Raw genomic sequence first — 21,540 nt, 5'->3', positions numbered from 1 at the left:
TTACATCATGCATAACTATAAAATATCAACTATCAGTAAAAGAACCGCGTTAAGCGTTGCGATTGCCAGTCTGTTCAGCACTCAGGCGATGGCACAGCAGGCGCAGCAGCCTGCAGCAGAGCAGGAACAAATTGAAGTGATTGCGGTGTCAGGTATTCGCAGCAGTCTGAAATCTTCGATGGAAGATAAAAAATCATCCTCCGTGGTATCGGATGGGATCAAAGCAGAAGATCTGGGTAAATTCCCGGATTTAAACGTAGCGGAATCGCTGCAACGGATCACCGGGGTGTCGATTGACCGCAGTGGTGGTGAAGGTCAAGCGGTGACCATTCGTGGTTTTGGTCCGCAGTTTAACACCGTGCTGGTCAATGGCCGACAACTAGCGACCGACAGTGCCGGTCGTGAATTTAACTTTGATGTGCTGGCGGCCGATCAAATTTCCGGCGCTGACGTGTATAAAAGTACGTCGGCCAAATTGCAGGAAGGTGGCATCGGCGGCACTATTAATGTAAGCACAGCGCGGCCTTTTGATTACGACGACTTACGGATCGCCGGCTCCATCAAAGGCATGTACGAAAGCCTGTCAGAAGAAACCTCGCCTTCGGGCTCCTTCCTGATTAGCAACACCTTTAACGACGATATGTTTGGCGTGTTGCTGGCGGTTAGTCAGCAGCAGCGCAAAGTCCAGGTCAATCAAATTGCGACGGCTGGTTGGCGCGGCGGTCAGACCATTTCGAACAAAGAAGATGGCGTGCTGTTTAGCAATGCTTATATCCCGCGGAACTGGGATCAGATCATCGACGAGCAAGATCGCAAACGCACCAACGCCAGCTTAGTGCTGCAATTTGCGCCTTCAGAAGATGTGACTGTGACTTTGGACGGTCTGGTGTCAAAATTTGAAGTCGATTCTCAGGTCACTGACTTAGCATCCTGGTTTGAACCGGATCGGGTTGGCAGCGCCGACATTGATCCAACCACCGGCACCTTGTTGCGGTTTACTCAGGAAGTCGGTTTACACCAGGGCAGCGGTGATCCGGCAACGGATTTTGTGTCGCATACCCGTAATTCGCGGGATGTGACCAACGATGCTTTTGGGTTAAATGTTGAATGGATCATCAACGAAAAACTGAAAGCTGATTTTGATATTTCTACCACCAGTGCTGAAAACGACCGCGCCGGTCGCGACCGCTTTAACGTGGTGGGCATGATCAACAACTATACCTTTGATGCCACCGGCGGTTTACCAACAGTCGCCCACGACGGTTTTGTAAACGGCAGCTTGCCGAATGCCAGCCGCGCGCGGATGCACTATAACGAAAAAGGTAATCAGCCAAGCAACACCGATGATATCGATGAATTTAAAGCCGATTTTGAATACACCGCAGAAAATGGCGTGTTTGAAAAAGCCAATTTTGGTGCTTACCGTCAGGAGCGCGAAAAATCTGCGTTTCAAATTTCTGGTTCACAATGCCGGTTTTGTGGTTATGGCACTGCCGCACCACTGGATAAAATCGATTTTAGGTCCTACACCGCGAACAACTTTTTCCCTGGTTTAATTGACACCTTCTATACCTATGATGGTGACAAGATGAACCAGTATCTGGCCGATTCTGGTTTCCCGATAGTGCCAACTTTGCAAAACAACAGGTACACCATCAACGAAGATATCACCAGTTTGTATATGGATTTCACCCTGCAATATGATTTGGGTGAAATGCCGTTAACGGTGAACCTGGGCGCGCGTTATGCGTCGACGGATGTGTCGGTGATGGCGATCCAGAGTTTTGTCACCGACATCGTGCCAACAGCAGATGCCACCTTGTTTGCCAACGTGTTTGGTCCTGCGACCACCATTCATCAGGGCACCAGCTATTCCAACCTGCTGCCAAACCTGAATATCAAACTCGGCATCGCCGACGATATGGTGCTGCGTTTTGCCAGCTACGACACCATCACCCGTCCAACCATGGATCAGATGTCACCGGCCACCACTTTTAACGAACCACGCCGGCAGAACCTGACGGCCAGCGGCGGTAACCCGGCATTAAAACCGTTCCAGGCAGAAAACTGGGATATTTCCTACGAGTGGTATTACAACGACGCCAGCATGTTCAGTTTCGCGGTGTTTAATAAAGAAGTGGAAGACTTTATTGTGACCCTGACCGGCACTGAAACTTACAACATGACCAGCCGCACCGGTCCTGGTTTTGGTTGTAGCATCACCAATTCTGCTCTTTGTAGCGGCGCAGTGGTCGGCACGACCAATGAGCTAAACGGTTCATCGGAAATCTACACTGTGACCCGGCCGCAGAACGGCGAATCGGCGCGAATTACCGGTTATGAAGTGGCGCTGACGCATATGTTTGACAACGGTTTTGGCGCTTCTGTCAACGCCACAGTGGTCGACAGCGATTTGTCGGTTACGGCCGACAGCACCCAGAGTTTTGCGCTGGAAGGACTCGGCGATTCACAAAACCTGGTGGTGTTCTATGAGCAGGACGTGTGGCAGGCGCGGATCGCCTTTAACAACCGGGAAGGTTTCCTGCGCGCGCTGGATAACGGTTTTAACGGCGAGCCGATTAACACCGAAACCTTTGGCCAGTGGGATATCAGTGCCAGCTATGACTACAACGAGTATCTGACGTTCTTTATCGAGGGGATCAACATCACTGAAGAAGAGCTGGTGCAAACCGGTCGCTTCAAGAACCAGATCTACTCAGTCGAAGATAACGGTTCCCGTTATTCTGTTGGCGTACGCGGTTCGTTCTGATGAAAACACCGGGCCGTGCATTTGCGCTGTCCCGGTGCGATCTGTGACTGACGTTGCCGGATCAGCCTGTTGTTGCAGGCTCATCCGGCATGTTAGGTTGTAAAAATCCCGGATAAGAGTCAGAACCTGATGACAACAGCAGTCAAGAAACTGGTTATCGTTGGTGGTGGTACCGCCGGCTGGTTAAGTGCCGCTATTATCGCCGCACAGCATCGCAGCAATACCGCAGAAGGATTGCAGGTGATGTTGGTGGAGTCGGCCGATATTCCGACCATCGGTGTCGGTGAAGGCACCTGGCCAACAATGAAAAATACCCTGCAGCAAATTGGCTTGAAGGAAGCCGATGTGTTTGCCCATTGCCATGCCGTGTTTAAACAAGGTGGCAAGTTTGTCAATTGGGTACGCTCCGCCGCCCAACTCAGCAGCGATTCAGGCCCTGAGCAAGAATTCTATTACCATCCGTTTACCGTTCCGATGGGATACGGTCGGATTGATCTGGCACCTTATGTCGATGATGTCAGTCAGTTCGCCATCGACAGTAATTTTCAGCATCAGATTTGTGAAGCCGGACTGGCACCCCGCACTTTGGCCGAGGGCGAATATCAGGGCCAGTGCAATTACGCTTATCATCTGGATGCCGGCGCTTTTGCCGATTTACTCAAACAACACTGTAAAACCAAACTGGGTGTCGAGCAGCGCATCGGCACCGTGGAGCGCTGCGAATTAACTGCCGATGGCCAGATTAAAGCCTTGCATCTGACCGATGGCTCTGAGCCTATCGAAGCCGATTTGTTTGTCGACTGCACCGGTTTTGCCTCGTTATTACTGGGCAAAACCCTGGGCGTGCCTTTTGAGAGCGTTGATCATTTATTGTTTAACGACAGCGCATTGGCGATGCAGGTGCCTTACGATAATCCGGATGCACCTATTCCTTGCCATACCATCGCCACAGCGCAAAATGCTGGCTGGATCTGGGATATTGGCCTGACTCATCGTCGTGGTGTCGGGCATGTTTACGCCGCGAAATATTTAAGTGATGACGAAGCGGAGTTTAATTTGCGTCGTTACATCGGCAAAGCTGCCGAAGGCGTTGCAGTCCGCAAAATCAGTTTTGCGACTGGCCACCGCACTAAATTCTGGCAGCACAATTGTGTAGCGATTGGCATGGCGGCTGGTTTTGTCGAGCCTTTGGAAGCGACGGCCATTATGCTGGTGGAAATTTCAGCGCGGTTTGTTGCCGATAACTTACCGGCCGATCAAGCGACCATGCCGTTAGTGGCGCGGCGTTTTAACCAGCAAATGTTGTATCGCTGGCAACGTATTCTGGATTTTCTGAAATTGCATTATATGTTGACCAAAAGGCCAGAGCCTTATTGGCAGGCACATTTGGACCCAGCCACTATTCCGCAGAGTCTGCAAGATGATTTACAGCTGTGGCGGCATCGCGGGCCGCAGATCGCTGATTTTAACGGGGCGCTGGAGCTATTTCCGGCAGCCAGTTACCAATATGTGTTGTATGGCATGGGTTTTAAACCGGATTTCAGTGCGCAGGCTTATCTGTATCAACAGCAGGGGCAAGCGCAGCAAATTATTCGTCGCAACCAGCAACTGACGACACAAATGCTGCAAACCTTGCCGTCGCATCGTGACTACATCAACCGCTGGCTAGCCGGGAGTAGGGGGTAAATGATGAACTCGTTGATCCCGTTATCCGTTGCCAGCCATCTGGATACCGCTGTGACCACTGATGCCGCTCTGATCTACGCCGCTTCGCAGCATTTGCTTAATGTGCGGCTTGGCGAAATTGGCCAGGTGATGGCCGATGTGCCGGTATTTTTCAGTCGTCATCAGCAGACCGGGCAATGGTTATTGTCGGGCTTATATAGCTTCACACCGGCGCAGAATTTGTGGCTGCCACAAGGCCAATGGCTTGGCAGTTATCAGCCGGTTGGTATGCAGACCTATCCGCTGCTGTTGGGTACTGATCCTGCGCAGCTGATGTTGGTGGCGGACTCGCGGGTGCTGAAAAAGGGCGCCGCGGCAGGTGCCATGCCGTTATTTAGTGAAAATGGTCAACCCACAGATTACCTGCGTCAGCAAAAAGCCATGTTGGATAAAGACTTACAACAGGAATATCTGACCTTTCAGTTTGTGAAGGCAGTGAATGAGCTGGGGCTGATCAAAGAGTTAGACCTGCATCTGCTGCATGCGGATGGCAGCAGTCAGCTGATTAAAGGTCTGGCAACGGTTGATGAAGACAAGCTGCAGTTAGTCAGTGCCGAAACGTTACATCAGCTGCAACAACAGGGTTATCTGTTGTTATTGCATGCCATGTTGTTGTCGATTTCCAGGCTGAACCGGTTGATTCAATTGCATAACGTTCGACTTGCTGGGCAGCATTCTGACCATCCGCCACTTAAAAATATCAAGCTGGAAATCAGCCGCTCCGTTCATGGCTGAGTCTGAGCATTCGTTTTAAAATTATAACTATTGTGGGTACAAGATGTCCGATAACATGATACAGCTGGCGGTGTTTATTATCGTCAGTGCTTTGATAGGCGGCCTGACGTACGTCAAATGCCGTGGCCAGAAACGCGATCATAACAGCCAGAACAAAGAGTACTTTCTGGCAGGTGGGGGGTTGAGCTGGATTTTTGTCGCAGGCTCCATCACCTTAACCAATTTAAGTACTGATCAGCTGGTTGGTATGAACGGCAACCAGATGATGTTGCTGGTGTGGTGGGAGCTGGCGGCGGTGATCGGTCTGATTATTCTGGCCAAAGTATTTATTCCGGTGTATTACCGTTATCAGTGCACCACCACCACCGAACTTCTGGAAAAACGCTATCACAACAAGCACATCCGTGCGGTGATTGGTGGTTTGTTTTTCCTTGGGAATGCTTTGATCTATATGCCGGCAGTGACTTACTCCGGTGCACTGCTGATGCAAACCATGTTTAAAGTGGATATTCCGCTGATGTATATCGCGCTGATTTTTGCATTGGTGGGTGCCATGTACGCCTTTTTTGGCGGCTTGCGTGCGGTGGCGGTGTCCGATACTTACAACGGTGTGTTGGTGCTCGGCATGGCGGTACTGGTGGTGATCCTGGCGTTATTTGCCATTGATTTTGACTTTTCTGGTATTCCGGCTGAACGGTTAACCCTGATTGGCGATGCTGACTCACCACTGCCCTGGCAAACACTGCTCACCGGGATGGTGTTTATTCAGATGTATTATTGGGGCACCAATCAGACGATCACCCAACGCGCGATGGCAGCACCAAACGTCAAAGAGGCGCAAAAAGGTGTGTTTGCTGCGGCCATCATCCGGATCCTGATTGTGCCGGCAATTGTGGTGGTGCCAGGCATTGTTTCGTACAAACTTTATGGTGATATCGGTGATGCGGCATACGGCCGGATTGTCGGTGATTTAATGCCGGGTTGGCTCAGTGGTGTGTTTGCCGCCGCCATGGCCGCCGCCGTACTTTCGACGTATAACAGCCTGCTCAATTCCGCCACGGCCTTATATGTCTGTGATATTCATGAGGCTTATTTCGAGAAAAACCCGAACGTATTTAAGCTCAGTGGTTACGTGACGTTGGGTTTAACGATACTGACCTTAGTATTGGTGCCGGTGTATCAGCAAGCCGACAGTATTATCAATTTGCTGCAGCAACTGAATGGCCTGCTGAGCATGCCTATTCTGTCGATTTTTATTGTTGGCCTGCTGTTTACCAATGTGGATGCCCGCGCTGCGATTGCCGCAGTGATTTTTGGCGTGCTGCTGTACGGTTCGCTGACCTTTAGTTTCTCACCTTTTTACACCACTGTGCATTACATCCATTTAATGCCCGTCACTTTGTTTAGCTGTGTCGCTTTTGCGCTACTGCTGAATAAATTCGCCTTTGGCCAGCAAACCCGTTGGGCCGGCCGGTTTGAGGCGGTACTGGAAAAATAGTTCTCCTGCGTTGTGTGTTTAGCCAGTTTCCGGTTTCCCCCGGTGACTGGCTTTTTTTATGGGCTGACTATACTGAAATCTTAATCTGGAGGCTGACATGACGAAATGGATTTTCAGTGTGTTTGGGTGCGCTCTGCTGGCAATGCCAAGTGCAGCTTGTGGGTTGCGGGTGCTGACCGAGGATTTGCCGCCTTATCAAGTCGTCAAGAACCATCAGGTAGTGGCAGGTTCAGCCTATTTACAGGTGGAAGCAATTTTGCGCAGTGCCGGTCTGCCTTGTCGTACCGAAGTGTTACCCTGGGCCCGGTCCTTTGAACTAGCCCGCAGTCAGCCCAATACCTTGATTTATTCGCTGGCCCGTTTGCCGGCACGCGAACATTTGTTTGTCTGGTTGGCGCCGCTGATCCAGGCAGATTACCGCTTCTTTTCCGCCGATCACAAAGTGATAGAACAGATCCAACAAGGTCAATCACCGCTGGACTTTATCGCCGTGGCGGTGGCCGGCAGCATGATGGACAGCGCCTTGCAACAATTGGGTTTTGTCCCCGAGCAAAACCTTATTCATGTCAAAGACGTCAACGCGCAGTGGAAAATGTTGCAGATCCAGCGGGCACAGCTGACGCTGGCGTTTGAGCCTGATTTTAAAGCGCTGGCGGACCTGAAAGTGCGGCAAACCCAGTTTTTTGCTTCCCGTCAGGTCGTGCAGAAAATTCAGTTATATTTGGCCGCGCATCCACAAACGGATCCAGTGCTGTTGGAACAACTTCGAACTGCGGTTGAGCAGCAGGCTTCACAAGGTCTGCCGGTGAATGTAAGTGGGCGCTGATGATTTCATGGAGGTTGGTGGATGTTAGATGGTGGATGATGCTGCGCTTATCCACCGCAATTAAATATGTTCTTTTGATTCTGATGTTTTGAGAAGTGGTTTTGCTAGTTTGGCGTAGGGTGGATAAGCGAAGCGTCATCCACCACTTTATTTAGGGCAACACAATGCGTCTTGTTTATTAACGATGCCGTGTCATTAAAAACTTTCATTGTGGGAGGCAACGGAATGCCTGACTACCGACGTCTTCATGTAAAGGGGGCATGTTGGTTTTTTACCGTCAACTTGCAACAACGTCAGCAAACTTTGTTGATAGACGAAATTTACCTTTTAAAACTCTGTATTAAACAAGTGCATCAACTTCAACCATTTACGATTAACGCTTGGGTCATTTTGCCGGAGCATATGCACTGTTTGTGGACTTTGCCAGATGGTGATGAAGATTATTCTGGTCGCTGGCGGGCGATAAAAAAAGCTTTTTCCCGCGCTTTGGCTAGCACTGAATATCGAACGGCCAGCCAGCTGCAACGAGGGGAACGTGGCATTTGGCAACGACGTTTTTGGGAGCATCAGATCCGCGATGACGCTGATTATTTGCGTCATCTGGATTACATCCACCAAAATCCGTTAAAACATGGTTGGGTAACCCGGGTACAAGATTGGCCCTATTCAACTTTTCATCGTTACGTGGCGCAAGGTTATTACGCCTTAGATTGGTGTGGTGATACCAATATGTCCATTCATGGAGATGCTTGAGTAGGTGCTTGAGTAGGTGCTTGAGTAGATGGTGGATGACGCTGCGCTTATCCACCCTACGGCAATTAAATATGTTCTTTTGATTCTGATGTTTTGAGAAGTGGTTTTGCTAGTTTCGCGTAGGGTGGATAAGCGAAGCATCATCCACCACAAACGTCTTAAGCATATTCTTCAAAACAGTTACGTCTTTAGCTCAGCCGCAATACCGCCACATCATAAGGCTGCAAGGTGCTGCTGCCGATGATAAATTCTGCATTCGCTGGTGCGACAAACTGCTGTGCAGTGGCGCCGTAGTTAAACACAAACTGCAGCTCACCGCGTTGCATGGTGCGAAGATCGCTACCCAGTTGCCACACCGGTAACCCAAGTTGAGTTGCCAACTGGCGGAACAACGCGATTAAAAACCCTTCGCAGCTTAGAGTCCCGACATACACCACCTTACCTTGCTGGACGACGGCAGGTTGTTGGTATTCGTCTTTGGCCAGAATCGCTACTTGCGCACCTGGTGCTAATTCTTCGCGCCAGCGGCTGCTTTGATAGCTGGTCTGGTCGCCGTTGAGCAACAATTCGGCATAACAATCCGGTCGGATGGTTTCGGTACTGAGCACTTTGACATCAATCAGCTGCTGCAATAAACCAGGACCGAGATTTGGCACTGCGCTCAGTTCAGCGGTTTTGGCGCCACTGCGCGGGCCAAACACTAAGGTCGCAGATGTTGCTTTACAACGTTCGACAAAAGCCGGGCTGACAATCGGCATGCACGGCGCAATCACCAGCTGATAAGGCGTTAAATCGTGCGCTGGTGAGACAAAATCAACTGCCAATCCGAGTTGGCGCAAGGCGCTGTACCAGCTAAATTCGACCTGATGCTGGTTAAAACTATCGCCCTGGCGTTCAATTTCGGTGACCCACTGATTCTCGGTGGTCATCACAATGGCTACTTTTGCCTGTAATGGCAGCGTGGCTAAATCGCCGTTAAAATGCTCGGTGAAAGGTGCTAATAATTTCAGCTCATCGCGCACTTGCGCCACTTCTTGATGCGCCGCTGCCCGCGAGTTATCGGTTCTTTTAATACCGGCATGCATTTGCTCCTGCGCAAACGGCACCTGACGCCAGCGGAAATAACACACCGCTTCAGCACCGTGGGCAAAGGCTTGCCAGGACCATAACCGCACCATGCCTGCTTCTGGCCGCGGGTTATGCCTTGCCCAGTTCACCGGGCCTGGTTGTTGCTCCATCACCCAAAAACCACGGTTGCTAATGCCGCGGCTTTGGTCAAAGGCATAACTGGAAAAATCCGGGTGGCCGGTGCGCATATATTTTTTAAATTGCGCGGTGGGCGCATCGGCAAAAAACAAATCGGTGCGACCAAGCGGGTAGTTGTCGTAGCTGACAAAATCGAGTTTTTTCGACAGCGCAAAGTTATCGGTTTGGGTGTCGTGCATCGGAATAAAGTTGTGCGTCACAAACTGGTTCGGTGCATGGGCACGGATAATATCGACCATTTCATCGTGAAACTTCACCACCATATCCGAGCTAAAACGCCGGTAGGCCAATTGATGCGCCGGGCTGGTTTCGGTGACGGCTAACATCGGCAGTTCAATTTGCCCGAAGGTTTGATATTCCATCGACCAAAACACATTACCCCAGGCGCTATTGAGCGTGTCGACATCGCCATAACGCGCTTCACACCAGCGTTGGAAAGCGACTTTGGCGTTGTGGCTACCGCTATGGGCGGTGTCGTGGCAAGCAATTTCATTGTCGGTTTGCCAGCCACAAATCGCCGGATGCTGGCCGTAACGTTTGGCCAGCACTTCAGAGATGCGCATCGATTCACGCCGGTAGTTCTCACTGGAAAAGTCACAGTGGCGGCGCGAACCAAAACCACGCACGGTGCCGGTTTTAATATCGACCGGCAAAATATCCGGGTACAAATCAATCAGCCACTTCGGCGGCGTGGCCGTTGGGGTACACATAATGACTTTTAAGCCGGCGCTGGCGAGGGTTTCAATAGCGCGATCCAGCCAGTCAAAATGAAACACCCCTGGCGATGATTCTAAACGAGACCAGGCAAATTCGCCGATCCGCACGTATTTCAGACCAAGTTCGGCCATTTCGCGGGCATCGTCAGCCCACATCGTTTCCGGCCAGTGCTCTGGGTAATAACATACACCTAACATGAATTCTCCTTGCCTGAGGTTCTAAGATTAAATGTCAACAAAGCGTCGTTGGTACGTCTCGCCATGGTTGAAACTGTTCGTCAATTAATTATATGATATATACTATTATTGTTTGTCATTTCTGTCTAATGTTGTCTCAGCAAACTGTTGCTGAGCGAAGCCGGGCAGCTTTAAAGGAATGCTGAAATGTCTGTAATTCCATCGTCTTCGCCGTCTGAAACTGCGCGGCCTTTGTACGTTCGGCTGGAAAGCCAAACCCTGACGCTGTTACTGGATTGCCGTAACCGCACACCCGCAATGTTGTATTTTGGCAAAAAACTCACTGCCGCCACTGAAGGCGCGATGTTGACGCTGCTCAGTGCCCGCCAGGAAGCGAAGTGTTCGGTGGTGATTGAAGCGCCGGTGTCGCTGACCCCATTAAACGGCGAAGGATTTACCGGTGCGCCCGGCCTGGAACTTTTTAACGGTCAACAAGCCTGGTCTGCCGGTCCGCAGCTCACGGAAGTGCGGCAACTATCGGCGCAGCAGGTGGAATTGGTGAGTGTGGATAGCGAGCGGGGTGTTGAGCTGACGCATGTATTGGCGCTTGATGCCACACACAATGTGCTGCAAGCCAGCACCGCACTTCGTAATTTAACCAAAGAGCCAATGCAACTGCAGTGGTGCGCCGCGCCGACGCTGTTGTTGCCGGATCATCTCACCCAGCTCACCAGTTTTGAAGGCCGTTGGTCAAATGAATTTCAGCGCCGTTCAGTCGATTTGTTTTTAGGCAGCTTTGTGCGCGAAAACCGCAAAGGCAAAACCTCACACGATAATTTCCCTGGCCTGCTGGTACACAGCAAACACACCGGTGAGCAACAAGGCGAATGTTATGGTTTTCATTTAGGCTGGTCGGGCAATCATCGCAGCCGCGTTGAGCTGTTGGCCGAAGGGCGCAGTTATCTGCAAATGGGTGAGTTATTGCTGCCGGGTGAGCTGACGCTGCAAAGCGGCGACAGTTATCAAAGCCCGACCTTATATGCTTCTTGGTCTGACAGCGGTTTTAGTGCCTTATCACGCAATTTCCATGGTTTTGTCCGCGAGCATTTGTTGAGTAAAGCGCAGCGCCAAAAGCCAAGGCCGGTGCACTACAACACCTGGGAAGGTATTTATTTTCAGCATGATGTGCCGACGTTAACAGCATTGGCGGATGAAGTGGCAGCGCTTGGCGTGGAGCGGTTTGTACTGGATGATGGTTGGTTTAAAGGTCGGCGCGGTGATTATGCAGGACTCGGCGACTGGACGGTCGATAAAACCGTGTATCCGGATGGGTTATCGCCGTTAATTGACCATGTCAACGCACTGGGGATGGAGTTTGGCCTGTGGTTTGAACCGGAAATGGTTAATCCAGACAGCGACTTATACCGCGCGCATCCGGACTGGGTGCTACAAACCGCCGGTAATCCGCAACTGAAATTTCGCAATCAGCTGGTGCTGGATTTAACCCGCGCGGCAGTAACCGAGTATTTGTTTGGCGCCATTGATGCGATTTTGCGCGAATATCCGCTTATTCGTTACATCAAATGGGACATTAACCGCGACCTGAATCATCCGGGCAATTTTGCGGGGAAACCGGCGGTGCATCAGCAGACGCTGGCGCTTTATGCGCTGGTGGATCGGATCAAAGCCGCGCATCCAGGGCTGGAAATCGAAAGCTGTTCCTCTGGTGGCGCGCGGGTTGATTACGGCGTGCTGGCACATACCGATAGGGTTTGGACTTCAGATTCGAACGATGCACTAGACAGGTTAAATATCCAGCGCGGCTGTTCGTTTTTCTTCCCATCGGATGTAATGGGCGCGCATGTTGGGCCACGGGATTGCCATATTACCGGGCGTCGGGTGAGTTTAGAGATGCGTGCTGCAGTGGCGATGTTTGGTCATATGGGCATTGAAATGGATCCGCGTGAGCTGACCGTCGCCGAAAAAACCGCGCTCAAAGCAGCGATTGCGCTGCATAAAAAGCAACGTGAATTTATTCACCATGCCGATTTATACCGGCTGGACAGCGACGGCGATTCGATTAATTTCGGGCTGGTGAGCCCAGGCAAAACCAAGGCGCTATTTGCTTATAACTCGGTGCGTGAAACGGCCCGGACTTTACCGCCGCGCTACCGGTTTACCGGTTTGGAGCCAGAACTGCGTTACCAGATCAAGCTGCTGTGGCCAGCGCGGGGCAGTTTTAAAGAATACTCGGCGTCAATTCTGGATCAGATTGAAGGGCAGATTTTCAGTGGTGAAGCCTTGCTGCAATTTGGGATGCAATTGCCGATAGTGCATCCGCAAAGTTCGTTGGTGTTTGAGTTGTTGGCGGTTTAACGTATTGATTTATATATTTTTGTAGGGTGGATAAGCGAAGCGCCACCACAAGTCAAAGACAATTAGACTTGGCCGGCTGCTTATTCCAATCTGGATTCAATCAATTCCAGCGCTTCATCTAAAATAGCTTCGACGGCTTTTTTCGCCCGCTCCGGGTTTCTTGATTTGATGGTGTTGAGGATTTCGGCGTGTTTTTGCACGTCGGCGCCCGGCACCCCTTTGATTTTATTGGTGTAACGGATACTGACCCGCAAGGCGGTGCTGATAAATTCAGTCAGCTGCAGAAAAAATCTGTTGTTACTGGCGGCAAGCACGGCGGTATGAAAAGCAATATCGGCTTCCAGTGGATCATCGAGGCCGCGATCAGCATCAACCATTCTTGCCAGGGCTTTTTCAATCACTTCCAGTTGTTGGTAAGAGGCCGACAAAGACGCCAGCGCCGCCGCTTTAGGCTCTAACGCCACCCGCACTTCGGTAAATTCTTTGAGTAATGCCAGCGAAGGTTTGCTGCTTAAAATCCACTTTAATACGTCGGTATCAAACATATTCCAGCTGCTTTCCGGCAGCACGCGAATACCTTGTTTTGGTCTGGAGGAAATCAGGCCCTTGGCCGACAGCATTTTCACCGCTTCGCGGGTTGAACTGCGACTGACATTATATTCAATGCATAAATCGGCTTCAGAGGGTAAACCGGTGCCCACAGGGTACACACCCTGCACTATGGCTAAACCTAAATCATATGTGAGCTGATGGGTCAGATTCTGGATTGGAGGGTTACTCATAGGGCTGCGATTCATCAATGATTGTTAACATAATATATCATATTAAAATACGTACAGATATGATATAACTTTTTTCCACTGTCGCTGATCAGGGGCGAATATCTAGCCCGGATCAAGCTGAAGACGGCTTAATTACTGCGCTGCCGCAGCATTGGCTGCAGTATCCTCATCGCAGCAACCTTCTGATTAAATCAGATAATATTGGAGTCTTTCAGGTGACTGCAACGACCTTTTATCCCAGTCTTGCGCAGAAAATTGTGTTTATCACCGGCGGTGCAACTGGCATTGGTGCGGCGATGGTGCGTGCTTTTGCCGCGCAGCAGGCACAGGTGGCGTTTATCGACATCAATGCTGATGCCGCTACCGCTTTGCAGGTTGAATTATCCGGTAGCAAGGTTTGGTTTCAACAGGTTGATGTGCGTGAACCTCAGCAGCTGCAACAAGCCATGCGACAGGCGGCGGCTGAACTGGGTGGTCTCGATGTGCTGATCAATAATGTTGCCAACGATAGCCGTCAACCAACTGAGCAAGTGACAGCACAGGACTGGCAACAATGCATGCAGGTGAATCTGGATCCAGCGTTTTTCGCCTCGCAACAGGCCTTTGCGCTGATGCAGCCCAAGCAGCAAGGCTGCATTATTAATTTCAGTTCTATCAATGCTTTAACCGGGCAACAGCAGATGGCAGGTTATGTCACCGCCAAGGCGGGTATTATTGGCATGACCAAAGCGCTGGCTAAAGATTATGGCGATAACGGCATTCGGGTCAATGCGATATTACCGGGTTGGGTCGCCACTGAGCGCCAGCTCGCCAGTTGGTTTACCGCAGAAGAGCAGCAAAAATGGCTGGATTCGGCGGTGCTGAAACGAATTATTACCCCACAGGATGTCGCCAATCTGGCGTTGTTTTTAGCATCCGATCAAAGTGCATTGATCACAGGGCAGGCCATCTGTGTGGATGGTGGGAGGACCTGAGGTTTGATCAATAGCCGTTATATTGCCGTGGACTGGGGTACCAGTCATCTGCGCGCTTATTTATGCCAGATCCAGTGCGATCAACAAGCTCAAGTCGGTCTACAAGTTGTGTTGCAAGACCAAGCGGCAGGGCCTGGGGTTGGCAAACGAAACACCGATTTTGCTCAAACATTACAACAAGCAATCGCGCCCTGGCTGGCGGAATTTGGCAATCTGCCGGTGCTGCTGGCCGGACAAATTGGCTCCAGCATCGGCTGGCACGAAACCGCGTATTTGCCTTGCCCCATTGTACCGCAACAAATTTTGGGAAATGGTTTCAAGTTTAGTTACGCTGAGATGCAACTGACCATTCTGCCGGGCTTATGTTGTCGATTGGCAAGCCAGCAATTTGATGTGATGCGTGGTGAAGAGCTGCAAATTCTTGGGTTTTTGCAGCTCAATCCGCAGTTTCGCCAAGGCGAACATCTGCTCTGTTTGCCGGGTACCCATACTAAATGGGTGCTGCTGCGCGATGGGGTGATTGAATATTTTAAAACCGCGATGACCGGCGAGTTATATGATTTATTAAGTCGTCACAGTGTGCTCATTCAGCAACCTTGTCCACCGGAACAGTTAGACTGGACGGCTTTTACCCAGGGAAGTGACTTCACCTTAACAGCGGATGCCGGTAATTTAGTGCATGGTTTGTTTAGCGTGCGTACCCGGCAGCTGTTTGGTGGTGAAAATAGCGTTCAGGCCTGCTCTTATCTGTCGGGGATGTTGATTGGCAGTGATGTGCGGGCAGCGCTACATGCCACGGACTGGCAGCTCAATGCCGATTCCAGCGTGGTGGTGATTGGCGGTTATCCGTTATTGGATTGTTTTAGCAGGGTATTGCAGGCTGTTGGTATCGAACCGACGATGGCTGATGTCACAACCTGCACCTTGCGTGGTTTTGCCACTGAATTTTTGTTTCAACAGCAACCTCAACAGCAACACAACCCGACTTGTCCGGATCTAGCCTGACGTAGGTAAAGCGTCAAGCCGGGGTTGTGTCGGCTACTCTATGTGCCGTTGCTTCATCAGCGGTAGCAGGAATTCCGGCCAGGTGCTGTGCCATAAAACCGGCCAATGTGGCGGTTTGTGCCGGACTAAAATACAAGCCAAGCTTGCTGCGTCGCCATAAAACATCTTCGGCACTTTGTGCCCATTCGTGCGCCATCAAATAGGTTACTTCAGCGGCAAACAATCCATGGCCAAAATCCTGGCCTAAATCAGCCAACGTCTCCGCTTGCTGCAAAACAAGCCGACTGCGACTGCCGTAACTGCGCAGATAACGCCGCAATAGTTGTTCCGGCAGCCAGGGGTAGGCTTGGCGAAGTTCGCTGGAAAGTGCCTCGACTGACCTAAATTCGCCACCTGGCAGCGGTTGGCTGGCGGTCCAACGACCACTGGCGCCCGGGAAAAACTCGACCAGTTTGTCGGTCGCCGCTTCGGCCAGTTTGCGGTAGGTGGTAATTTTGCCGCCGAACACTGACAACAAAGGCAGTTGGCCGTTTTGCGTACTGAGTTCTAGTTTATAGTCGCGGGTGACAGTTTGCGCGCTGGCCGACTCATCATCCAATAACGGCCGCACCCCGGAAAACGAGCTGACGATGTCTTCTGGCTTGAGCTGTTGATTAAAATAGTGGTTGCTGATGTCCAGCAAATAACTGATTTCCTCGCTACTGATCTGCACCTTTCCCGGATCGCCCTGATACTCGACATCGGTGGTACCAATCAAGGTAAAGTTATCTTCAAATGGGATCACAAACACAATCCGCTGATCCTGATTTTGCAGCATATAAGCGTGCGGCTGTGTGTGTAGGCGTGGCACCACAATATGACTGCCTTTGACCAGACGGACATTCTGCGGCGATTTGTCTTCTAAAGCTTCATCAAATAACCTGGCAACCCAGGGGCCACCGGCATTGACGATGGCGCGGGTTTTGATTTGATAAGCCGCTTGTTGTGCTGGCTGTAAGGTCACCAGCCAATGATCCTGTTCGCGCCGCGCCAGAATACAGCGGGTGCGGGTAGCAATGGTTGCCCCATACTGCGCTGCAGCCAATGCATTGCTGACCACCAGCCTGGAATCGTCGACCCAGCCATCGGCATATTCAAAACCTTTTTTAAATTGACTTTGCAGCGGGCTATCCGCACCAAAACGAATACCGCGCGACGCCGGTAAGGTGACCCGTTTTGCCAGATGGTCATATAAAAACAACCCGGTGCGGATAAGCCAGGCTGGGCGTAAATTTGGCTGGTGCGGCAGCCGGAAAATCATCGGCCACATAATATGCGGCGCATTTTTTAACAGCACTTCCCGTTCGGCCAGCGCTTCTTTTACCAGCCGGAACTCGTAATGCTCTAAATAACGCAAACCACCATGGATCAATTTACTGCTGTTGGACGATGTTGCAGAGGCCAGATCCTGCTGTTCACACAACAACACATCCAACCCCCGACCCGCACAATCCGCCGCAATACCCGTCCCATTGATGCCCCCTCCAACCACCAGCACATCATAGATTTGCGCAGTTTCGCTCATCGCCATCACCAATTAATAAATCAGACAAATAGTATATATCTCATGATATGGCGATCCTGCTTCACTGACAAGCGGCATTTGGGCAGAAGGTGGGAAAAAGGTTGGTGGTAAGGCCAGAGCTTGGCCAGCTGCCGCTCGCGAAACGACGAGTGTCCGCTGTGCTGGAGTAATTGAGCTGTCAGTGAAATTAGTTATTTTCACGTACAGCAATGCGATTGATTATTATCACAGTGAGGGATTGTAAAAGGGGGCGGAGTGTAAATGTGCTCCGCCCCCTTTTTATCAAAGCCGCACTTGCGCCACCGCATGTTGCCACTGCGCATATAAATGATTGCGTTGTTCGGTACAGATGTTAGGTTCAAAGCGGCGTTCGCAGTGCCACATGGCGGCGAGTTCGCTGGTGGAGTGGTAAACACCGGCGTGTAATCCGGCCAGATAAGCTGCACCAAGCGCAGTGGTTTCAATAATTTGCGGCCGTTCGACTACGGCGCCTAAAATATCAGCCAGGAAACTTAGCACCCAGTTGTTTTTCACCATGCCACCATCAACCCGCAGCACTTTGGGTCTTAAGCCATCACGCTCCATCGCTTTTTGTAAATCTTTGGTCTGGTAACCCACGGATTGCAAAGCCGCGGCGACAATAGTGCTGATGCCCGAATCGCGGGTTAAGCCTAAAATGGCGCCACGGGCATTGGGATCCCAGTAGGGCGCACCAAGACCGGTGAAAGAGGGGACTAAAAACACGCCGTGATCCAGTGGTACATCTTTGACCATGGCTTCGCTTTCACCGGCATGGCGCAATAATTTCAGCCCTTCAACTATCCACTGCATGGTGGCGCCGGCCATAAAAATACTGCCTTCGATGGCGTAGGTGACTTTGCCGTTGAGCCGATAGGCTACGGTGGTCAGCAACCGGTTGGCCGATTTTAACGGCATGTCGCCGGTATTGAGCATCAGGAAACAACCAGTACCATAGGTGCTTTTGGCCATACCTTGCTCAAAACAAGCGTGGCCAAACAGCGCCGCCTGCTGATCGCCTGCCATGCCATACACCGGTATCGCGCCGCCCAGTAATTCTGCGGCAGTCATGCCAAAATCGGCGGATGAATCCAGCACTTCTGGCAGCATCGATGCTGGAATATCAAACAGGTTCAATAATTGTTCATCCCATTGTTGGGTATGAATATTAAATAACATGGTGCGGGAGGCATTAGTGGCATCGGTGCGGTGTACCTGGCCTTGCGTCAGCTGCCACAGTAAAAAGGTATCGACGGTGCCAAAGGCTAATTCACCGCGTTCAGCACGTTCCCGCGCCCCTGGCACCTGATCTAAAATCCAGCGGATTTTACTGGCGGAAAAATACGGGTCCAGCAGTAGACCGGTTTTGGCGGTGATCAAAGCTTCGGTCTGTTCGCTATAGATTGATTCACAATAAGCCGTAGTGCGTCGGTCCTGCCAGACAATGGCATTGTACAGCGGCTCGCCGGTGGTTCTGTCCCACACCAACGTCGTTTCGCGCTGATTGGTAATGCCAATGGCGATAATATCCGCGGCGTTCAAATGCAGCTGCGCCAAAGCTTTTTTGCAGGTGCTGAGCACAGTCCGCCAGATGTCGGCTGGATCATGTTCGACCCAGCCGTTGTCCGGATAATGCTGGGTAAATTCTTCATGGACACAAGCTACAGGTTTGCCATCAACGGAAAAAACCACAGCTCTGGAGCTGGTGGTGCCCTGATCAATCGACAGCAAATAACGCGTTTTCATGTTTATAATTCATATATATCTTATAATATAGTCAGATTGACGGGAAAAATGCGGTTTGGCAACTGAATTTTTGCAAAAAAGCCAACCACTGGCGAGGAATGCACCAACACCAGGCGAGCAGCGCTTTGCGTTGGTGCAATCATCGCAAATTTTGTCTGATCCCGGTCAGCGCTGTGATAAGCTCGGCCATCTGCTGTTTCGGGAAAAGGACTGGGAAAGGTGAACACTGCTACCGTGGGTGCGCTGTTAACCAGCATCGCGTCGCAAAATATTCTCGGCGAAAATGTGCTTTGGCATCACGAAGATCAGGCCATTTACTGGATTGATATTGAAGCAGCATTGCTGCAGCGCTACAGCCTCACCGATGCCGCATACAGCGTCTTTGCGTTGCCACAGCGCATTGGCAGTTTTGCCTTTTTGCAGCCAGGGCCACAGCAGGATTTCCAGCTGATTGTCGCTTTTGCCGAAGGTTTTGCCCTGTACAACCCACAGACCAAAGCATTGAAATGGCTCAGTCAGCCGGAAGTTCAGCTGGCCGGACACCGCTTTAATGATGGCCGTGTTAATCGGCAAGGTGAATTCTGGGCCGGGACTATGGTCGAAAACGCAGCCATTTCTGACACGCAAGCCGCTTTGTACCGGCTTGATGCCACAGGCCAGGCACAACCGGTTTTAGGCAGTTTATGCATTTCCAACGGTTTGTGCTGGAGCCTCGATGGTCGCACTTTGTATCATGCCGATTCGCCCAAACATCAAATCAAGCAATACCCTTATGATGCTGCCACCGGCACTGTCGGCGATGCTGTGTTGTTTGCCGATACGCCGCATAATGCCCATCCGGATGGTTCAACCATTGATGCGGCTGGTTATCTGTGGAATGCCCATTGGGGGGCTGGAAAAGTGGTGCGTTATCGCCCTGATGGCAGTATCGATCTGGAATTAACCCTGCCGGTGTCACAACCGTCCAGTGTGGCCATTGGTGGTCCCAATCTGGATTTGTTATTCATCACTTCATCCAGGCTGGGGTTATCCGAAGCGCAGCTTGCGCAGCAGCCGCTTGCAGGAAATTTGTTTATTTATCAGCTGCATGGTGTTCAGGGAGTGCTTGAAAACCACTGCGATTTATCGCCGCAGTGGTTGTTGTAAAAGCGGCGTAGATAGAAATCCAGCCGCTGCTTTGAAATCATCCGTGTTAACTGCCAGAGCCAACCGCATGCGCTCTTTATGGCTTGGCAGCGCCTTGCTGCCATGACATCCCGGTCGCATAACGATGGTCAAAGCCGCGCCAGGTGTCCGGTGTTTTGCCATCCACTGGTTTTTGATCCGGGCTGGCCGGTAAATCCAGATAAGCACAACGCGCTTTTTGTTGTTTAACGTGGCAATCCAGCATCGCCAGTGCAAAATGTTTATTCACTTCGTTCAGGGTGCGCACCGACCAGGCCGGTTCATGATAATGACCGACATCGAGTTCGCTGCTGCTGGCAACAGCAGGTGCCGGATGCGGGGCTATATTGTGCCGGGCGTTGTGGTAAGTCAGTAAATACTTGGCTTTGCTGCCACTTTGTTGATACAGCGATTGCATACCGGCATAGCCCGACACATCATCCAAATCGCCCGCCACATAAAGCACTGGCACTTTTAACGATGCCAGCGAGGAAGCAGAGAATAATTGATGCTGACCACCCCAGGGCGCCAGCGCAATTGCGGCTTGCCAGGCTGGATCTGGAGTTGGCGTGGCGCCAGAGGCTTGTGACGGTTTTTCAGCTGCCGCCGGGTACTGACCACCGGCACAACTATTCAATAACTGCTGCATTGCGGCAAGCTGCGCCGGATCTTTTAAGCCGGTAAAAGCCGCTGTGGTCATCGGATTAAAATCATAACAAGCGCCAATGGTGCTGAGCGCGCCAAATCCGCCCATCGAATAGCCAATCACCGCCGCTTTGCTGCCATCCAGTTGTGAACCGGTGAGCGCTGATTCACGACGCAAATGCTCCAGCACAAATTGTTGATCGCGCGAACGATTAAGCAGCGTGCTGACAAAACCGGCAAAAGGCGCGGCTTTCATATCAATTTCAGCATTGGTGGAATCGGTGTGGTCGATGCCCACCACAATGTACCCCTGCGACGCTAAATGCTCGGCCAGATAAAACATAATGGTGCGATAGCCGGTGTAACCGTGTGACAGCACCACCAGCGGGTATTTTTCCTTCCCATTTTTCAGCACCGGCACGTCGCGCATCGCACTTGCCTGCAAGCTAAACGGCACGCCGCTACGGCTTTGATTTTCATAGGATGTCAAAGCTTTGGAGGCGTCTGCCGCTGCCGGATACCAGATTTCCAGCGTCAGCTTACGGGCTTTGGGACCTTGAGTGAGCGGGTCAAACCGTGCAGGATCGGTCACCTGCAATGTTTTCACGCCCACAGCAAAACGGCCGGCAGCGGCCAGCTCTGGCAAAACTTCTGCCGATAATGCCGGATAAAGCTGCTCAGGTATCGTTTGCTTGGCTGATACGGCCAGCGGGCTGGTCACCAGCAACAAGCCAAGCGCCAGAGCATTGCGGCGACTGAGGGAAGATGTGAAAGCGGTCATGCTGTATTCCTTTTTGTGA

The 21,540-nt window shown here is 51.3% G+C and carries 15 protein-coding genes; 10 read left to right on the top strand and 5 right to left on the bottom strand.

The window, feature by feature from the left end; translation table 11 throughout:
- The first annotated feature begins 7 nt into the window (after positions 1 to 7).
- The 6 genes from EOE67_RS02350 (at position 8) to EOE67_RS02325 (ending at position 8,307) form a co-directional block, all read left to right on the top strand.
- On the top strand, positions 8 to 2,770 hold the full coding sequence (locus EOE67_RS02350; RefSeq protein ID WP_127697423.1) for a TonB-dependent receptor: 2,763 nt from the start codon (positions 8 to 10) through the stop codon (positions 2,768 to 2,770).
- Positions 2,771 to 2,899: 129 nt separating this feature from the next.
- Complete coding sequence (locus tag EOE67_RS02345) at positions 2,900 to 4,456, top strand: tryptophan halogenase family protein (protein WP_127697422.1); 1,557 nt, start codon at positions 2,900 to 2,902, stop codon at positions 4,454 to 4,456.
- Positions 4,457 to 5,230, top strand: coding sequence for a SapC family protein (locus EOE67_RS02340; protein ID WP_127697421.1), 774 nt, complete (start codon positions 4,457 to 4,459; stop codon positions 5,228 to 5,230).
- Between the two features lie 43 nt (positions 5,231 to 5,273).
- A complete protein-coding gene (locus tag EOE67_RS02335) occupies positions 5,274 to 6,728 on the top strand; it encodes an SLC5 family protein (protein WP_127697420.1) in 1,455 nt (484 codons plus the stop codon).
- A gap of 97 nt (positions 6,729 to 6,825) precedes the next feature.
- The gene (locus tag EOE67_RS02330) at positions 6,826 to 7,554 is read left to right on the top strand and encodes a hypothetical protein (protein WP_127697419.1); all 729 of its coding nucleotides are present in this window, start codon (positions 6,826 to 6,828) and stop codon (positions 7,552 to 7,554) included.
- Between the two features lie 225 nt (positions 7,555 to 7,779).
- Complete coding sequence (locus EOE67_RS02325; RefSeq protein ID WP_127697418.1) at positions 7,780 to 8,307, top strand: REP-associated tyrosine transposase; 528 nt, start codon at positions 7,780 to 7,782, stop codon at positions 8,305 to 8,307.
- A gap of 188 nt (positions 8,308 to 8,495) precedes the next feature.
- Here the strand turns inward: EOE67_RS02325 and EOE67_RS02320 are convergent, their stop codons facing one another.
- The gene (locus EOE67_RS02320; RefSeq protein ID WP_127697417.1) at positions 8,496 to 10,487 is read right to left on the bottom strand and encodes a beta-galactosidase; all 1,992 of its coding nucleotides are present in this window, start codon (positions 10,485 to 10,487) and stop codon (positions 8,496 to 8,498) included.
- Between the two features lie 186 nt (positions 10,488 to 10,673).
- Here EOE67_RS02320 and EOE67_RS02315 point away from each other — a divergent pair, with 186 nt between their 5' ends.
- Positions 10,674 to 12,842, top strand: coding sequence for an alpha-galactosidase (locus EOE67_RS02315; RefSeq protein WP_127697416.1), 2,169 nt, complete (start codon positions 10,674 to 10,676; stop codon positions 12,840 to 12,842).
- A gap of 80 nt (positions 12,843 to 12,922) precedes the next feature.
- Here the strand turns inward: EOE67_RS02315 and EOE67_RS02310 are convergent, their stop codons facing one another.
- Complete coding sequence (locus EOE67_RS02310) at positions 12,923 to 13,624, bottom strand: FadR/GntR family transcriptional regulator (RefSeq protein WP_068068324.1); 702 nt, start codon at positions 13,622 to 13,624, stop codon at positions 12,923 to 12,925.
- A 215-nt stretch (positions 13,625 to 13,839) separates the two neighbouring features.
- Here EOE67_RS02310 and EOE67_RS02305 point away from each other — a divergent pair, with 215 nt between their 5' ends.
- Entirely contained in the window at positions 13,840 to 14,598 is a 759-nt protein-coding gene (locus tag EOE67_RS02305) for an SDR family NAD(P)-dependent oxidoreductase (RefSeq protein ID WP_206099399.1), read from the top strand.
- A 3-nt stretch (positions 14,599 to 14,601) separates the two neighbouring features.
- Entirely contained in the window at positions 14,602 to 15,603 is a 1,002-nt protein-coding gene (locus tag EOE67_RS02300; protein WP_127697414.1) for a 2-dehydro-3-deoxygalactonokinase, read from the top strand.
- A 13-nt stretch (positions 15,604 to 15,616) separates the two neighbouring features.
- Here the strand turns inward: EOE67_RS02300 and glpD are convergent, their stop codons facing one another.
- On the bottom strand, positions 15,617 to 17,167 hold the full coding sequence (gene glpD, locus EOE67_RS02295) for a glycerol-3-phosphate dehydrogenase (RefSeq protein WP_127697413.1): 1,551 nt from the start codon (positions 17,165 to 17,167) through the stop codon (positions 15,617 to 15,619).
- Between the two features lie 282 nt (positions 17,168 to 17,449).
- Positions 17,450 to 18,931 (bottom strand): glycerol kinase GlpK, encoded by a 1,482-nt coding sequence (gene glpK / locus EOE67_RS02290; RefSeq protein WP_127697412.1) that lies wholly within the window; start codon positions 18,929 to 18,931, stop codon positions 17,450 to 17,452.
- A 219-nt stretch (positions 18,932 to 19,150) separates the two neighbouring features.
- Here glpK and EOE67_RS02285 point away from each other — a divergent pair, with 219 nt between their 5' ends.
- On the top strand, positions 19,151 to 20,077 hold the full coding sequence (locus EOE67_RS02285) for an SMP-30/gluconolactonase/LRE family protein (protein WP_127697411.1): 927 nt from the start codon (positions 19,151 to 19,153) through the stop codon (positions 20,075 to 20,077).
- A 76-nt stretch (positions 20,078 to 20,153) separates the two neighbouring features.
- Here the strand turns inward: EOE67_RS02285 and EOE67_RS02280 are convergent, their stop codons facing one another.
- Complete coding sequence (locus EOE67_RS02280) at positions 20,154 to 21,521, bottom strand: alpha/beta hydrolase family protein (protein WP_127697410.1); 1,368 nt, start codon at positions 21,519 to 21,521, stop codon at positions 20,154 to 20,156.
- Between the last annotated feature and the right edge of the window lie 19 nt (positions 21,522 to 21,540).

This window comes from Rheinheimera riviphila (assembly GCF_004005945.1).
Lineage (GTDB): Bacteria > Pseudomonadota > Gammaproteobacteria > Enterobacterales > Alteromonadaceae > Pararheinheimera > Pararheinheimera riviphila.
This window is presented reverse-complemented; position numbering and strand designations above follow the sequence as displayed.

Coding starts and splice junctions, on each gene's coding strand:
- EOE67_RS02350 (WP_127697423.1), top strand. CDS start 8: ATGCATAACTATAAAATATCAACTATCAGTAAAAGAACCGCGTTAAGC.
- EOE67_RS02345 (WP_127697422.1), top strand. CDS start 2,900: ATGACAACAGCAGTCAAGAAACTGGTTATCGTTGGTGGTGGTACCGCC.
- EOE67_RS02340 (WP_127697421.1), top strand. CDS start 4,457: ATGATGAACTCGTTGATCCCGTTATCCGTTGCCAGCCATCTGGATACC.
- EOE67_RS02335 (WP_127697420.1), top strand. CDS start 5,274: ATGTCCGATAACATGATACAGCTGGCGGTGTTTATTATCGTCAGTGCT.
- EOE67_RS02330 (WP_127697419.1), top strand. CDS start 6,826: ATGACGAAATGGATTTTCAGTGTGTTTGGGTGCGCTCTGCTGGCAATG.
- EOE67_RS02325 (WP_127697418.1), top strand. CDS start 7,780: ATGCCTGACTACCGACGTCTTCATGTAAAGGGGGCATGTTGGTTTTTT.
- EOE67_RS02320 (WP_127697417.1), bottom strand. CDS start 10,487: ATGTTAGGTGTATGTTATTACCCAGAGCACTGGCCGGAAACGATGTGG.
- EOE67_RS02315 (WP_127697416.1), top strand. CDS start 10,674: ATGTCTGTAATTCCATCGTCTTCGCCGTCTGAAACTGCGCGGCCTTTG.
- EOE67_RS02310 (WP_068068324.1), bottom strand. CDS start 13,624: ATGAGTAACCCTCCAATCCAGAATCTGACCCATCAGCTCACATATGAT.
- glpD (WP_127697413.1), bottom strand. CDS start 17,167: ATGAGCGAAACTGCGCAAATCTATGATGTGCTGGTGGTTGGAGGGGGC.
- glpK (WP_127697412.1), bottom strand. CDS start 18,931: ATGAAAACGCGTTATTTGCTGTCGATTGATCAGGGCACCACCAGCTCC.
- EOE67_RS02280 (WP_127697410.1), bottom strand. CDS start 21,521: ATGACCGCTTTCACATCTTCCCTCAGTCGCCGCAATGCTCTGGCGCTT.